We start from the raw sequence: 15032 nt of genomic DNA, 5'->3' as shown, positions 1-15032 counted from the left end.
CCAGGCAAGATCGTTCCGCAATAGCTCAGTGGTAGAGCAACCGGCTGTTAACCGGTAGGTCGTAGGTTCAAATCCTACTTGCGGAGCCACTTTCTCTTTTGGAGAGCTGTCCGAGTGGCCGAAGGAGCACGATTGGAATTCGTGTAGGCGGCAAAACCGTCTCAAGGGTTCGAATCCCTTGCTCTCCGCCAGTTTTTCAAATATGTAATGGCCCGTTGGTCAAGCGGTTAAGACACCGCCCTTTCACGGCGGTAACACGGGTTCGAATCCCGTACGGGTCACCATTTAATTTTATATCGTCGCGGGGTGGAGCAGTCTGGTAGCTCGTCGGGCTCATAACCCGAAGGTCGTCGGTTCAAATCCGGCCCCCGCAATTAAGTCCGGTCTCGTGGTGTAGGGGTTAACATGTCTGCCTGTCACGCAGAAGATCGCGGGTTCGAATCCCGTCGAGACCGCCATTTTTATTTTAAAATCAATCATACTACATATGGCTTTGTAGCTCAGTTGGTAGAGCAAAGGACTGAAAATCCTTGTGTCGGCGGTTCGATTCCGTCCAAAGCCACCATATGTGGGGGGGTAGCGAAGTGGCTAAACGCGGCGGACTGTAAATCCGCTCCCTCGGGTTCGGCGGTTCGAATCCGCCCCCCCCCACCACTTAGGGGCATAGTTTAGCGGTAGAACTACGGTCTCCAAAACCGTCAGCGCGGGTTCGATTCCTGCTGCCCCTGTTTTAATTTCATCATGGCGATTGTGGCGAAGTGGTTAACGCACCGGATTGTGATTCCGGCATTCGAGGGTTCAATTCCCTTCAGTCGCCCCATTATTATTGGGCTGTAGCCAAGTGGTAAGGCATCGGATTTTGATTCCGACATGCGAAGGTTCGATCCCTTCCAGCCCAGCCATTTTGCGGAAGTAGTTCAGTGGTAGAATACGACCTTGCCAAGGTCGGGGTCGCGGGTTCGAATCCCGTCTTCCGCTCCAATGACTTTTGGCGCCATAGCCAAGTGGTAAGGCAGAGGACTGCAACTCCTTTATCGTCGGTTCGATTCCGACTGGCGCCTCCAACATAATATGCCGGTGTGGCGGAATTGGTAGACGCGCACGACTCAAAATCGTGTTCCTCTGGAGTGTCGGTTCGACTCCGACCACCGGTATCCGTATGACTCTAACTGAGGTTAGGGTCTTTTTTTATTTTAATTTCATATTTATTCCATATTGATTTGTAAATCAATGTAATTTAAAGTAATATATATAAAGCGATAAAATGATTTTTGTGAAACGGTATAAGAGTTCTATTTTTGTGACTAACTATCAATAGTTAGACATATTATTTATGAAAGAAATAGTACATCAGGAAAAACTATAGAAAAACTAAGTCATGGGGGTATGGTTTTGAAATCAAGAATAACAGAAAGTGAAAGCTCTATTGTTTTGTCAGTTGCTGCTGGACAAACAATTCATTTAATCGAAAAATGCTTTGTGCATGCTCATCCTATCTCGAATGGATATAATTATACACCTACGAAATATATAACATTCCGTCAAGCGAATGGTGGTGTAATGAACAAAATTTACAATATAGATCGAACGTTCCCTATCGAGATGAAAAGTTGGGAAAAGGAAATTAATCAATTTGATATACCAGAAAATATAAAAAAAGAACTCACAGTGTATATTACTAGTCGGTACAAAGATTTTGATTTTGACAAGGCCCCAAAATATAAATTTTATTTATTGCGTTTGCTTTGTGAACTTCCGAATAATCCTCATCCGCCATCAAATAATGCAGGAGGATGGTACTATAACTTGAAAGATTTGAAAGAGAGTACTGGGGTGGTGAACACGATTAAAAAATCCAAATAAGTCTGATTGATTTGGATACTTGTCGTAATAGATATTTTATTTGTTGGCGCTAAGGATTCACTAATTCATGATTTAATTCACTATTATTATGTGAATAGTATCCTGAACAATATTATACGGAGAATTTACTATTTTTAGTAAGCTATGGTGTATCAAACTATTAAACCATTAAGATATAGCGAGATACTTTATTGAGTGACTTTAGAAAAACTTACGAATACTTGTTGACAGATTAATAGTATAGGTGTATATTAACTATAGTCGCTTGAACGACAACAATATTTCATGCGGGTGTAGTTTAATGGTAAAACCTCAGCCTTCCAAGCTGATGACGAGAGTTCGATTCTCTTCACCCGCTTCATATCTCTCTGCCGAGTGGCGGAGAGATTTTTTGTATGCGAAAATATATAGAGGAGGTGAACGGAATGGACCCGTACACATTAAAACAACAAATCTTAGCGTATGCCGAAACCATCGGGATTGATGAGTTGAAAGTGACGACAGCTGATCCGTTCATCGTCATGAAACAGCGACTTATTCGGCAACAAGAGAAAGGGTTTGCCTCTGGGTTTGAAGAGCCCGACTTAGAGAAGCGTACGAACCCAGAACTCTTACTTGAAGAAGCCCAGTCGATCATTGCAATCGCCATCGCCTATCCAAGTAAATTAAAAGATGCGCCCCGTAGTGTCGCCGGCGAGAGACGAGGGTTGTTTGCTCGGGCCTCATGGGGACTCGATTACCATCGGGCGGTCGGCGATCGATTGGCCAAACTTCAAGCGTATATCGAAGAATTGGTTCCAAACGTGCGGACGCGTTCGATGGTCGATACGGGTGAACTCGTGGACCGTGCCGTCGCAGAACGAGCTGGGATTGGATTTAGTGGGAAAAACTGTTCAATCATCTCTCCTGAGAAAGGGTCCTATCTTTATTTGGGCGAAATGATTTTAGATGTTTACTTACCACCGGATGAAGCGATTGAAGACGGATGTGGAGATTGCAATAAGTGTATGACAGCTTGTCCGACGACGGCCCTTGTTGAGCCGGGTGTCCTCGATGCGAAGCGCTGTATCGCCTATCTCACACAGATGAAGACGTTGATGCCACGAGAGTTTCGGTCGAAGCTTGGGGGGCGATTATATGGATGCGACACGTGTCAGCAAGTCTGTCCATATAACCGCAAAAAGGACTGGCGTCACCACGAAGAACTGTTACCGGAAGCTGAGATCGTCAAACCGCTCTTAGAGCCTCTTCTGACATTGAGCAACCGGGAGTTCAAACAAAAGTTCGGACATTTATCGGGCGCATGGCGCGGGAAGAAACCGATTCAACGAAATGCGATTTTAGCACTCGCGCACTACCGTGAGCCTTCAGCGATTCCAATCTTACGGGAATTCATCAAACAGGATGAACGCGAAGACATGCGCGCGACGGCTGTTTGGGCAATCGGTGCGATTCTTGGACCTGAGGCCGATTCGATATTTGAAGAGATTGAACGGAATGAAACGTCTGACATGGTTCATGAAGAGATTCGTATCTATCGAGAGGAGTGGGCACATGAAGATCGTGTCGTCTAAATGGGGAACGTTAGCGTATGAATTAAACGCAGCAGGCAAACTGACGGCTCTTGAGTTCACAACACATGAGCCGACTGACGAGGTGCCTGAGTGGTTGCGGGATCTTATGACGCGAGTCGAGCGGACAGGGTTTCAAGAAGCAGATCGTGCCTACGTTGAAATGAACGGGACACCGTTTCAACAGGAGGTCTGGGATGCGCTCTTGACCATTCCTTATGGCGAGACACGCACATATAAGCAAATTGCTGAACAAATCGGTCGGCCGAAAGCCGTTCGCGCCGTCGGTCAGGCGCTCAATCGAAATCCGTTGCCGATTCTATTTCCGTGTCACCGTGTCATTGGAAGTAGTGGGAAGCTTGTCGGTTTTGCGGGAGGATTGGCTGAGAAACAACGCCTTCTAGAATTTGAAATGAAAAAGTGAGGGAAATCAACCATGGCAATTCATGTCGTAATGTTTCAACCAGAAATACCAGCAAATACAGGGAACGTCTCACGTACGTGTGCGGCGACGAACTCGGTGCTTCATTTGATTCGTCCGCTCGGGTTCTCGACGGATGATAAGATGTTAAAGCGTGCCGGTCTCGACTATTGGCAATTTGTCGATGTACGCTATCATGACTCGTTAGAAGAGCTGTGGGAGAAGCATCCGGATGGTCAGTTCTTTTATATTACGAAGTACGGGGAACAATACCCGAGTGATTTGGACGTTTCAGATGTAGACGGTGACTACTTCTTTGTCTTTGGTCGTGAGACGAAAGGGTTACCGATGGAAGTCATCGAGAACAATTTAGATCGCTGCATCCGTCTGCCGCAATCGAACCTCGTCCGTTCATTGAATGTATCGAATACAGCAGCCATCATCGTATATGAGGCGCTTCGCCAACAGGGATATGCAGGATTGAAATAAAAAAGAGCCGGATTCGTAAGAATCCCGGCTCTTATTCGTTACCCTCAGGTTTACGGTTATATCCAGCTGTCAAAATCGCTGCGAGGAAGACGACGCTGATTCCAACCATCAATAATAGGCCCATCCAAAAATCCCCCTTTTATTCTCCATAACTATAAATAGTATAATATACTTGGTAGGTGAATTGCACTGAATATAAGAAATTACTGTGAAATTGGAGAAGGAACATGAAAACGAATGTGTACTTACTGAGCTATGCCCCACTCATCGGAATTATTTTGTTTTCGATGTCACTTGCGATTGCGACCTCCGAGTACGTGATCCAATGGCTGAATCAAATTGGCGTATATAGTGAAATTATCGAACTATTATCCGTGCAAGAGACGAAAGTGCTCGTGCTCGTCGTATTCTTTACGATTTTCTTTATGTTGTTTAGCGCATTCAAATTGGTGGCCGATACGTTCAATCAACTCGGTTTCGCCTTTTTTGCGCGCGAGACGAATGGCACGTCGCTTCATCGGCTCAAACCTGGGGCCATCATCTTCCTCATCGGGTCTGGAATCAGCTTTCTCTTTTTGAACACGTTACTCGCCGTCATCGCCGTCCTCGTAGGAACGCTCTTGATGTATCTCTTTTACTATGTCTGGCAAGTAAGCCAATCGATGTCCGTCCCACGAGCCATCGGCTTATTGCTTATGCAGGCCGTCATGTGGGCGACGTTGATCAGTGGGTTAGGTTGGTCGGTCCTTCGCTTGTTCAACTCTGTCGGAGATATCATCTTATGAAACATTCTTTTAAACCGACCTCGGATGTGATTGGAGCATGGAGTCAATCATTTGTCCCAGAGGAAACCTTGTATTGGATTGATTCTTCGTTTCTTGAGGATATACCGAGTTCCTGTCTCGTGATTCCGAGGCAGGAGTTTTTTAGTCATCCGCTTTACCGCAGACCCGATATCACGAATCCATATGTGACGTGGCAGATGGGTCAGGACGTGACCCATGTCGTCCATGCGTTCTCTGGCTTTTTGAAGGAATTACAGGAGCACGTCAAAACACGTTTATTGGAATTTCAAGTGACGACCCATCGTGGTCTTGTTTTGCCGATATCAGTCGAGCAGATGAAACGTCTATCGAATGAGATGATTATAGAGAAGGATGGCGCGTGTGTCATCGTTTTGCATCCGCAAAATTGGAATGAGCTCGACATCGAGATGCGTCATTCTCTCCTGCTCGACTATGCGAAGGAGTGGGATCGTTGGGAAGGGGAACCCTGTGATGACTCGATTGCTTCGCATATTGCGGATTATGCAAATCGGTTTCCGATCCAGGATGGAAGTAACTGTCTCGCGGCGACGTTGTTTGCGGTCACGGGAAACGAACAGGTCGTTCACCGATGGGTTCATCCAGAGACGTTCCTTCAGACATTAAAGCGAAGTAGGTACGAAACTGTGAAGGATGATACACTGAGGCCGAATGACGTCCTGACGTTTTGGAGCGACCAAGGGCAACTGGTCCATGCGAGTTACTGTGTGCGACAAGGACTCTATTTCAATAAACATGGTCAAGTCCGTTTCAATCCATGGAAACTAATCAATCACGACGAGTTAATGGAGCATTGGGGAGCATATCGACTTCAAATCGAACGTCGATTATAAAGCAAAAGGAGTCAGTCCACTTTTCAGTGGCTGACTCCTTTTATTGGTGTGCCTGTGTCCAGACAATCGCCGGATACGCACGGTTGGCGAGTTCCGGGAATGGGCGGGGCGTATCGGCACCGAGCCAGATGGCGGTGATGGTGCGATCGGTCAGTCCGACATACCACATATCTTTGTTGTCGTTCGTTGTTCCGGTCTTTCCTCCGAGATACTCAAATTCACGTTTCAGCTGATTCGCATAGCGACCTGTACCGTATGAGGTGACGGTCGATAACGCTTTTTTCATCTCACTAATCGTTTCCGGAGACCAGACTGTCTCTTCCGTTAAGATCGGGGTCAACGTTGGTTCACCGGACTTGAATGTGATTTGTTTGATTGTATGTCCGGATGTATACTCGCCTTTATTTAAGAACGGGGTATAGGCGGCGGCGAGTTCTTTTGGGGAGACGCCTTGTGTGAGACCGCCAAGGGCACTCGCTAAGTTCTCGTCCTGTTCATCCCATTGACTGAACATCATATCAGCTGTCTTATACGCGCGTTCCTGATCGATTGCTGAGAAGGCGGCGAGCGCAGGTGTGTTATACGAGAAAGCGACCGCATCTTTCAATAGGACATCGCCTAACACACGGTTGTGACTATTTCCGGGACAATAAGAACCGTAACAAGCCGGACGACCGTCAAGTACCGTGTCAAGTTTCGCTCCTGTCTCTTCGATAAATGGGGCGAAAACGAGGATCGGTTTGATTGCGGAACCTGGTTGGCGGTACGCCTGGGTCGCTCGGTTGAACTCACCGACCTGCGTCATCTCAGAGTCGACCATGGCCACGATTCTCCCTTGAGGTGTCAGTTCCGTATAGCCACCGTTCACACCGGGAGGGAGTTGACTCATCACCTGTTTTGCTTGTTTCTGCTTCCCGGTGGATAAGTAAGTCTCGATCGTCGCTTCATGCGTGGACAAATATTCTCTCGCCTCGGTATCATCTAAGTCGTAACGTGTCCGTACCAATTGAATCGCTTCACGGACGGCTGTATCCATATAGTCCGGGTATTGAATCGTTTGACTGCGAAACGATGCTTGGAGCTTGACGCCATGATACTGATCGTAAGCACTCTTCGAGAGAACACCCGCTTCAAACAGTTGCGTCAAGATTCGGTCCTTACGCTCAAAAAAAGCATCAGATGGATTGAGCGGATCATAAAGTGACGGATTATTCGGTACTGTCAACAAGTAAGCGAGTTGATTCCAATTCAAATCGTCGAGCGGTCTTGAAAAGTATGTATCGGCTGCCGATTGAATCCCATATACATTATGTCCAAAAAAAATAACGTTGCTATAAGCTGTTAAAATTTCTTTCTTGCTATAATTTTTTTCTAGTGCTCGAGCAAGCAATAACTCTTTCACTTTTCGTTCATATGTCCGTTCATGTGTGAGGTACACGTTCCGTGCCAACTGTTGCGTGATTGTACTCCCACCTTGGACAGATGTCTCGTTCGCGTTATTGATAAATGCTCGGGCAATCCCGCTCAAATCATAACCGGGATGAGCATTGAACTTACGGTCTTCGATGGTTGTAATCGCATCTTGGATATGTTCGGGTAACGCTTTCGGGGACACGTCATTTCTGCGGCCCGCCAAGTAGATTTGCTGTTCTCCCCCGTTGTATGCGAGTGTGACGGCATGCATTGACGAGAGTGGTTGTGCCGATACCAGCTCTTGTCCCCAAGATAGAATTTCATCTGCCTGATCAATCTCTTCTTTCAATGCAGTGGCAAGTGACAAGGAAGCAGCCAAAAGTCCAGCAAAAAATAAGGTTCCAATCCAAGCTCTCATCTATTTCACCTCTCTCTATACATTATATCGTCCAATTTACAAAAAAATAAAAAATGTAAACGTTATCATATAATAATTCGAGAAGGAATACTTTAGGAAAGGGCGAAAAAGGGTAAAAGAGGTTGTATATCACGATTTTGAGGAGGCTTATTATTTATGAAGCAAGAAATGGTTGCGATGCTCCTTGCGGGAGGAGAAGGAAAGCGATTGGGGCCTCTCACGCGAAAAACGGCGAAACCGGCCGTGAATTTCGGCGGAAAGTACCGCATTATCGATTTCCCATTGTCAAACTGCACGAACTCGGGAATTACAACAGTCGGGGTATTAACGCAATATGAGCCACTTGAATTGAATCGTTACTTAGGAATCGGGACGGCATGGGATTTAGATCGTCGCAACGGGGGGTTAGCCATTCTCCCACCTTACCAAGCACAGTCGGGGAAAAACTGGTACGAGGGGACGGCCAATGCAATCTATCGTAACTTGAGCTATATCGATGATTACGATCCAGATTATGTGTTGATTCTTTCGGGAGACCACATCTATAAAATGGACTACGAGAAAATGCTCGAAGCCCATAAAGAAAAACAAGCCGATGTGACCATCTCTGTCATGGAAGTGCCGTGGGACGAAGCGCCGCGTTTCGGAATTTTGAACACAGCGGATGACCTCCGTATCAATGAGTTCGAAGAGAAGCCAGAAGAACCGAAGAGCAACTTGGCTTCGATGGGGATTTACATCTTCAACTGGAGCGTCTTGCGCGAACACTTGATCAAAGATGCTGAAGACGAAACATCTAGCTTTGACTTCGGAAAAAATATCATTCCGAATACCCTTTTACAAGGGCTCGATGTCTTCGCTTATAAATTCAAAGGCTATTGGAAAGACGTCGGTACGATCCAGTCTCTTTGGGAAGCGAATATGGACCTCTTGGAAGAAGAGCCTCCATTCGATTTATATGACCCGGAGTGGAAAATCTATTCGGTCAACCCGAACCAGACTCCTCAGTATATTGGAAAAGACGCTTGTGTCGAACAGTCTGTGATTAACGAAGGGTGTCATATCGAAGGCGAAGTCCAACATTCAGTGCTATTTTACGATGTCCGTGTTGGAGAAGGTTCACTCGTTAAAGACTCGGTGATTATGCCAGGAGCTAGAATCGGGAAGGATGTAACAATTCACAGAGCCATTGTCGCTAGCTGTGCAGTCATTGAAGACGGCGCGACAGTAGGTGAGCCGGGTGGTGAAATCGTTGTTATTGAACCACACGAAAACATTGAAAGTGGAACCGTCTTCAAACAAAGAGTTTGATACGAGTAAAGAGACACGCAAGGAGGCGTTACTGTTGACGAACGATTTATTAGGGGTCATTAACTTAGGAACGGAACAAGGTCTGTTTCCGGAATTTACTGGACATCGTAATCTGGCATCAGTCCCATTCTCAGGACGCTATCGCCTGATAGACTTCACCTTGACAAATATGATCACACAAAATATTAATCAAGTCGGGATCTTTACGTTAGATAAGTATCGCTCATTGATGGATCATCTCGGTTCAGGGAAAGAGTGGGATTTGGACCGTTCGCAAGGAGGTCTCCACATCTTCCCACCAGCGTTGAAACCGGACGGGGAAGCGTATCTTGGCGACTTGGCCAACTTCTCGATGCACCGTGAACACTTCATTCGCAGCAAGCAGCCGTATGTGGTCATCACAGGTTCGAACGTTTTGACGACAATCGATTATACCGACATGCTCGCACATCATAAATCGATGGGCGCGGACATCACGCTTGCCTATACGACCCATGAACAGAAATGTGGCTATTGCCGTCCGATACGCCTTGGGGAGAATGACCGCGTCGTCGGCATCTCTGAGCGCGGATTCTCACCGGATGATGAGTACACGTACACAGAAACGATCATTATGTCGAAGAATCTCTTCATGCGTCTCGTTGATGAAGCGACCTCTAAAGGCGAATATGACCTGTTGGATGGCGTCATTCGTCCCCAGCTTCATCGTTTACACGTGCACGGGTACCATTATGTCGGGAAAATGCAGGTCATTCACTCGGTGCTTTCTTACTATAATGAAAGCATGCGATTACTCCGTGGCGAAGGCATCATTTATGACTTCCCGCATATCTACACGAAAATCAAACATGAGCCACCGACTCGTTATTTGAAAGGATCAAAGGTAAACGAGGCGCTCGTGGCAAATGGATGTAAGATTCATGGCGAGGTGCAAAATAGTATTCTCTTCCGTGGTGTTGAAGTCAGTAAACACGCACGCGTGAAAAACTCAATCATTTCATCAAAATCGATCATTGAAGAAGGAGCTGTCGTTGAAAACGCGATTTTGGATAAAGAAGTTGTTGTAAAACGAGGACAGGTCATCCGAGGCACAATCGACGAACCGATTGTCATCGCGAAACGAACAGTGGTATGAGGAGGATTTTATGAAAATTTGGTATGTTGCTTCAGAAGCGGCACCGTTCATGAAAACGGGGGGGCTGGCCGACGTTGTCGGTTCGCTCCCTCAAGCGGTGGCGGGCCTAGGAGAAGAAGTCAGTGTTGTCATGCCGAAATATGGCTCGATCGCTGAAGAGTATGTGGACGAGATGGAGTATTTATTCGACCTGATTGTTCCGGTCGGGTGGCGCAAACAGTTCGGGGCAGTCTTGAAGTTAGAGCGGGACGGCATCACGTATTACTTCATCGACAACGAGTATTACTTTAAACGTGACGGTGTCTTATATGGACACTTTGATGATGCTGAACGATTCGCCTTCTTCTCTCGCGCTGTACTCGAAATGATTGGGAAGATGGAAGACGTACCCGATGTCCTGCATTGTCATGACTGGCAGACAGGTATTTTACCGGCCTTCTTACGAATCCATTATCAACATATTGAAGCGTATCAACGCATTCGCACCGTGTATACCATCCATAACCTACAATACCAGGGGATTTTCCCAGAAGAGATTCTTGGAGAATTGCTACAGTTCGGTCCTGAACATTTCACGGCCGAAGGAATTCAACATAACGGTCTCGTCAATTACATGAAAGCCGGCATCGTCCATTCCGATCAAATCACGACCGTCAGCCCGTCGTATCGCGACGAAATCATGGAACCCTATTACGGTGAAGGGTTAGACGGGGCGTTGCGTCATCGTGCGGTCGACGTACGTGGTATTTTGAACGGAATTGATTTGGCGACAAACGATCCGAATACGGACCAACGGATTGCAGAGACGTATAATCTCGACACCTACAAAGAAGGAAAAGTTGTCAACAAGCGGGCATTACAAGAGCGACTTGGTCTTGAAGTGCGAGACGATGTCATGCTCATCGGTTTTGTCAGCCGACTCGTTGACCAAAAGGGGCTCGATTTAATCAACGGTGTCCGTGAAGAACTTGGACAGCTTCCTTGCCAGTTCGCGTTCCTCGGTTCGGGACAACCGGAATATGAAGGAATCGTTCACGAGATGACAGCTGCTCACCCAGGGAAAGTCGGGTCATATATCGGTTTTGACATCGAACTCGCCCACTTGATTTACGCGGGATCGGATGCCTTTTTAATGCCGTCACGTTTTGAGCCTTGTGGTCTCAGTCAATTGATTTCCATGCGATACGGCACCTTGCCAATCGTGCGTGAGACAGGTGGACTCCGAGATACCGTGAAGCCGTACAACGAGTTCACGCAAGAAGGGACCGGTTTTGGATTCATGAACTACAATGCTCATGAGATGTTGGCGACGATCGAAAAAGCGATTCGTGTCTTCTATGAAAAAGAAAACTGGCATGCCCTCGTCCATCAGGCGATGACCGCGGACTATAGCTGGAAACAATCCGCCAAGCAATATCGTGAGTTATATCATTTATTCGCATGAGTGGAAGGAGCTAACTTGATTTATGTTCACAGATAAACAAAGCTTTGTCGACGCATTTAAAGAACGGTTCATCGCATTGAACGGGAAGTCGATCGAGGATGGGACAGAGCAGGAAGTGTATCAAACATTGGCAACGATGGTACGCGAGCAGGCCATGCCCAAATGGATTCACACGCGTGACCGTCAAGAAGAAAAACACAGTAAGCAAGTCATCTATTTCTCGCTAGAATTTTTATTAGGTCGCTTCTTATACAACAACTTGCTCAGTTTAGACGTATTGGAGCTCGTTAGAGACGGACTGCAAGATCTCGGATACGACTTCACAGACATTACCGAGTTGGAACCAGAGCCGGGTCTTGGGAATGGGGGGCTCGGGCGCCTGGCCGCCTGCTTCCTCGATTCGTTGGCTGCACTCAGTTTACCTGGGCATGGAAATGGGATTCGCTATCGTTATGGACTCTTCAAACAGAAAATTGTAGACGGCTATCAAGTCGAGCTGCCGGATAACTGGCTCCGTGACGGGAACATGTGGGAAACGAGACGTCAGGATAAAGCGGTCGAAATTAATTTCGGTGGCTGGATTGAGATGAAACAAATCGGAGATCGATTGCGTGTCGTCCATCATCCAGACGAGGTTGTTCTTGCCGTTCCGTATGATATGCCGATTATCGGTTATAAGAATGATGTCGTGAATACATTACGTCTTTGGAACGCCGAATCACCACTTGACGACGAGGCGTATTTAGAGAAGACGAAAGGGACGTATAAAGACTTGTTGAAACATAAACAGTCGATTGCTACGATTTCGGAATTCTTGTATCCAGATGATACGACGTATGAAGGAAAAGTATTACGTTTGAAACAACAATACTTTTTTGTATCTGCAGGCATTCAATCGATGCTTGCTTCCTATTTGAAGCGAAATAAATCACTTAAGCAGTTAGGCGACCATTACGCGATTCATATCAATGATACGCATCCGGTCGTCGCAATTCCTGAATTGATGCGCATCTTGATGGATGAGCATGGATACGGTTGGGACGAGGCGTGGCGGATTACGAAGAGCGTCATGTCGTTCACGAACCATACGCTACTCGCAGAAGCGCTTGAGAAATGGCCGGTCGAGATGTACCAACGCCTCCTGCCGCGCGTGTATCAGATCATCGAAGAAATCAATCGACGTTTCTGTCGAGACGTACTCGTCAACTATCCGCACCTCGAATCCCATATGGGAGAGATTGCAATTGTGTCAAACGAACAGATCAATATGGCCAATCTCGCTGTCGTCGGTTCTCATTCAACGAACGGCGTAGCGCAAATTCATACGGATATTTTAAAACAGCGCGAGATGCGTTACTTATATGAGATGTTCCCGCTTCGCTTCAACAACAAGACGAACGGGATCACACACCGTCGCTGGCTCTTGAAGTCGAACCCGGGATTATCCGACGCCATTACGGAAGCAATCGGCCCGTCATGGATCGAACATCCGAACGACTTGGAAAAGTTGATGGATGTTTCGAAAGACCGGAGCTTCCAAGAAAAAGTCATGGACGTGAAGCAACAAAACAAATTGGACTTAGCGGCATACATTCAAGAAGAAACGGGAGAGAAAGTGGACCCTCATTCCATCTTTGACGTACAAGTCAAACGCTTGCACGCCTATAAGCGACAATTGCTGAATGCCCTTCACATCCATGCGCTTTACTTGAAGATTCAAGCGGACCCGACGTTTACGATGGTGCCTCGCACGTTTATCTTTGGCGCCAAGGCGGCACCGGGATACTACTATGCGAAAGAGATCATTCGCTATATCAATGCCCTTGCCACGCTCATCAATAAGGACAAGCGGGCGAGTCAATTCATTAAAGTCATCTTCCTTGAAAACTATCGTGTCTCCATGGCCGAACGGATTTTCCCAGGGTCTGACTTGAGCGAACAAATCTCGACTGCGAGCTATGAAGCATCCGGTACCGGAAACATGAAATTCATGATGAACGGAGCCTTGACGATTGGAACGTTAGACGGGGCCAATATCGAAATTCGTGACGCTGTTGGTGATGATCACATCTTTATCTTTGGATTATCTCCGCAAGAAGTCATGAACTATAAGAAGTTCGGAGGCTATCATGCGGCAGAGATGTATCACGCACATCAGGAAATCAAAGACGTGGTCGATGGTCTTGTCAACGGAACGTTCGATAAAGTGGGCGAATATCAATTCCAATCCATCTTCGATTCTCTCCTCGTCTATAACGATGACTTCCTCGTCTTGAAAGACTTTGTCTCGTATATGCGGGCACAGCGACGAGTCGATGAGGTGTTCAGTGACCAATCACGTTGGGCTGAAAGCTCAATCGTCAATACGGCGAAGTCAGGAATCTTCTCGAGTGACCGTACCATCACGGAATATGCGAACGCGGTCTGGAATATCAAACCGACGAGCGTAAAATAAAAAGGATCCACCCTTAGGGGTGGACCTCGTTTTCTGGATAGCTGATCCAATCGGAATAGGATCCCGGATAGAGTCGGACATCATCTTTTCCGAGAGCGTGAAGCGCCAAAATATTGACGCAGGCGGTCACACCGCTACCACAGTAAAAGATGGGGTTCTCAACGGGAAGAACATCTTTATACAGTTCTTTTAAGTCGTGGAAGTCTTCTAACGTCCCGAGTTCTGTGATGGCCTCGGCATAGGAGCAGAGCAATGCGTTCGGAATGTGACCTGCTTTTGAATCGATTGGTTCGTGTGTGCCGTTGAAGCGATCTTCGGTTCGTGAATCATAGAGCGAGCCGCTCGCAGCAGCTTTCACTTCATCGAGTGTCGCAATCATATGGTCTTGGAAGTCTGGCGTATAGTCGCTTGTCGGATAGTGTGGAACGTCCGTAGTGGTCTCACCGCAATAAGTGATGCCAGATTGGATACCGCCTTCTAACACAACGACCCGTTCGTGACCGGCCCATTTGAAGAGCCACCATGCACGGGCTGCGAATGGGAAGCCGTCATCGTAAATGATGACCAAATCTTCTTTTTTCAAGCCGATGCGACGAAGTGTTGCCGTCCATGCTTCTTTCGAAGGGAGCGGATGACGTCCGCCGTGTTCGCCGAGCGGACCGGACAAGTCTTCCATCAAATCGAGAAAGATAGCGTTCGGAAGATGTCCCTTTCGGTAGACATATTTACCATAGGACGCGTCGTTTAGCGAATATCGGCAATCGATGAAACGAATCGAGTTCGTATGCACGATTTGTTTTAATTCTTGGGCACGCATTGTTGGAAACATTAATATCACCTCGAGGTTTCGTTACT

The 15032-nt window shown here is 46.9% G+C and carries 12 protein-coding genes and 14 tRNA genes; 24 read left to right on the top strand and 2 right to left on the bottom strand.

Features of this window, described 5'->3' with window-relative positions:
- Window positions 1-14 precede the first annotated feature (14 nt).
- The 20 genes from KNO79_RS10625 to KNO79_RS10530 all read left to right on the top strand — a co-directional run bounded on the left by KNO79_RS10625 (window position 15) and on the right by KNO79_RS10530 (window position 6001).
- A tRNA-Asn gene (locus KNO79_RS10625) sits at window positions 15-89 on the top strand.
- An 11-nt stretch (window positions 90-100) separates the two neighbouring features.
- A tRNA-Ser gene (locus KNO79_RS10620) sits at window positions 101-191 on the top strand.
- Window positions 192-209: 18 nt separating this feature from the next.
- A tRNA-Glu gene (locus KNO79_RS10615) sits at window positions 210-284 on the top strand.
- A gap of 16 nt (window positions 285-300) precedes the next feature.
- A tRNA-Met gene (locus tag KNO79_RS10610) sits at window positions 301-374 on the top strand.
- 8 nt (window positions 375-382) lie between these two features.
- Window positions 383-458 (top strand) — tRNA-Asp (locus KNO79_RS10605).
- A gap of 31 nt (window positions 459-489) precedes the next feature.
- Window positions 490-565, top strand: a tRNA-Phe gene (locus tag KNO79_RS10600).
- Between the two features lie 5 nt (window positions 566-570).
- Window positions 571-654 (top strand) — tRNA-Tyr (locus tag KNO79_RS10595).
- A 3-nt stretch (window positions 655-657) separates the two neighbouring features.
- Window positions 658-728 (top strand) — tRNA-Trp (locus tag KNO79_RS10590).
- Between the two features lie 16 nt (window positions 729-744).
- Window positions 745-820 (top strand) — tRNA-His (locus tag KNO79_RS10585).
- A 7-nt stretch (window positions 821-827) separates the two neighbouring features.
- A tRNA-Gln gene (locus tag KNO79_RS10580) sits at window positions 828-902 on the top strand.
- 4 nt (window positions 903-906) lie between these two features.
- Window positions 907-981, top strand: a tRNA-Gly gene (locus KNO79_RS10575).
- A gap of 9 nt (window positions 982-990) precedes the next feature.
- Window positions 991-1064 (top strand) — tRNA-Cys (locus tag KNO79_RS10570).
- 9 nt (window positions 1065-1073) lie between these two features.
- A tRNA-Leu gene (locus KNO79_RS10565) sits at window positions 1074-1154 on the top strand.
- Window positions 1155-1392: 238 nt separating this feature from the next.
- Window positions 1393-1863: a hypothetical protein gene (locus KNO79_RS10560; RefSeq protein WP_214691250.1), complete on the top strand. Its 471-nt coding sequence runs from the start codon at window positions 1393-1395 to the stop codon at window positions 1861-1863.
- 287 nt (window positions 1864-2150) lie between these two features.
- Window positions 2151-2221 (top strand) — tRNA-Gly (locus tag KNO79_RS10555).
- A gap of 67 nt (window positions 2222-2288) precedes the next feature.
- Window positions 2289-3437 carry a tRNA epoxyqueuosine(34) reductase QueG gene (gene queG / locus KNO79_RS10550; RefSeq protein ID WP_074037692.1) on the top strand — a complete coding sequence of 383 codons (1149 nt, stop codon included), beginning with the start codon at window positions 2289-2291 and terminating at the stop codon, window positions 3435-3437.
- Entirely contained in the window at window positions 3418-3858 is a 441-nt protein-coding gene (locus tag KNO79_RS10545; RefSeq protein ID WP_211781619.1) for a methylated-DNA--[protein]-cysteine S-methyltransferase, read from the top strand. Before queG ends, KNO79_RS10545 begins: the two co-directional genes overlap by 20 nt.
- Window positions 3859-3870: 12 nt before the next feature.
- Window positions 3871-4344, top strand: coding sequence for a tRNA (uridine(34)/cytosine(34)/5-carboxymethylaminomethyluridine(34)-2'-O)-methyltransferase TrmL (gene trmL, locus KNO79_RS10540; protein WP_015880908.1), 474 nt, complete (start codon window positions 3871-3873; stop codon window positions 4342-4344).
- Between the two features lie 227 nt (window positions 4345-4571).
- A complete protein-coding gene (locus KNO79_RS10535; RefSeq protein ID WP_015880910.1) occupies window positions 4572-5129 on the top strand; it encodes a DUF5366 family protein in 558 nt (185 codons plus the stop codon).
- Window positions 5126-6001, top strand: coding sequence for a hypothetical protein (locus tag KNO79_RS10530; protein ID WP_214691249.1), 876 nt, complete (start codon window positions 5126-5128; stop codon window positions 5999-6001). The genes KNO79_RS10535 and KNO79_RS10530 overlap by 4 nt, the downstream gene beginning before the upstream one ends.
- Before the next feature lie 40 nt (window positions 6002-6041).
- Here KNO79_RS10530 and KNO79_RS10525 read toward each other — a convergent pair whose 3' ends face one another.
- The gene (locus KNO79_RS10525) at window positions 6042-7832 is read right to left on the bottom strand and encodes a transglycosylase domain-containing protein (RefSeq protein ID WP_214685796.1); all 1791 of its coding nucleotides are present in this window, start codon (window positions 7830-7832) and stop codon (window positions 6042-6044) included.
- Window positions 7833-7988: 156 nt separating this feature from the next.
- Here KNO79_RS10525 and KNO79_RS10520 point away from each other — a divergent pair, with 156 nt between their 5' ends.
- From KNO79_RS10520 to KNO79_RS10505, 4 genes are read left to right on the top strand one after another with little or no spacing between them, the layout of a single operon-like run.
- Window positions 7989-9143, top strand: a complete 1155-nt coding sequence (locus KNO79_RS10520; protein ID WP_015880913.1) for a glucose-1-phosphate adenylyltransferase — start codon at window positions 7989-7991, stop codon at window positions 9141-9143.
- Window positions 9076-10278 carry a glucose-1-phosphate adenylyltransferase subunit GlgD gene (gene glgD, locus KNO79_RS10515; protein WP_236548973.1) on the top strand — a complete coding sequence of 401 codons (1203 nt, stop codon included), beginning with the start codon at window positions 9076-9078 and terminating at the stop codon, window positions 10276-10278. The genes KNO79_RS10520 and glgD overlap by 68 nt, the downstream gene beginning before the upstream one ends.
- 10 nt (window positions 10279-10288) lie before the next feature.
- Entirely contained in the window at window positions 10289-11722 is a 1434-nt protein-coding gene (gene glgA / locus KNO79_RS10510; protein ID WP_214691248.1) for a glycogen synthase GlgA, read from the top strand.
- Between the two features lie 22 nt (window positions 11723-11744).
- Window positions 11745-14177, top strand: coding sequence for a glycogen/starch/alpha-glucan phosphorylase (locus KNO79_RS10505; RefSeq protein ID WP_214691247.1), 2433 nt, complete (start codon window positions 11745-11747; stop codon window positions 14175-14177).
- A 13-nt stretch (window positions 14178-14190) separates the two neighbouring features.
- Here KNO79_RS10505 and KNO79_RS10500 read toward each other — a convergent pair whose 3' ends face one another.
- Window positions 14191-15006: a sulfurtransferase gene (locus KNO79_RS10500; protein WP_214691246.1), complete on the bottom strand. Its 816-nt coding sequence runs from the start codon at window positions 15004-15006 to the stop codon at window positions 14191-14193.
- Window positions 15007-15032 lie beyond the last annotated feature (26 nt).

It is taken from the genome of Exiguobacterium sp. s43, from assembly GCF_018617255.1.
Classification (GTDB): domain Bacteria; phylum Bacillota; class Bacilli; order Exiguobacteriales; family Exiguobacteriaceae; genus Exiguobacterium; species Exiguobacterium profundum.
Note: the sequence above shows the minus strand (reverse complement) of the source record. Positions and strands in the feature narration are given on the sequence as shown.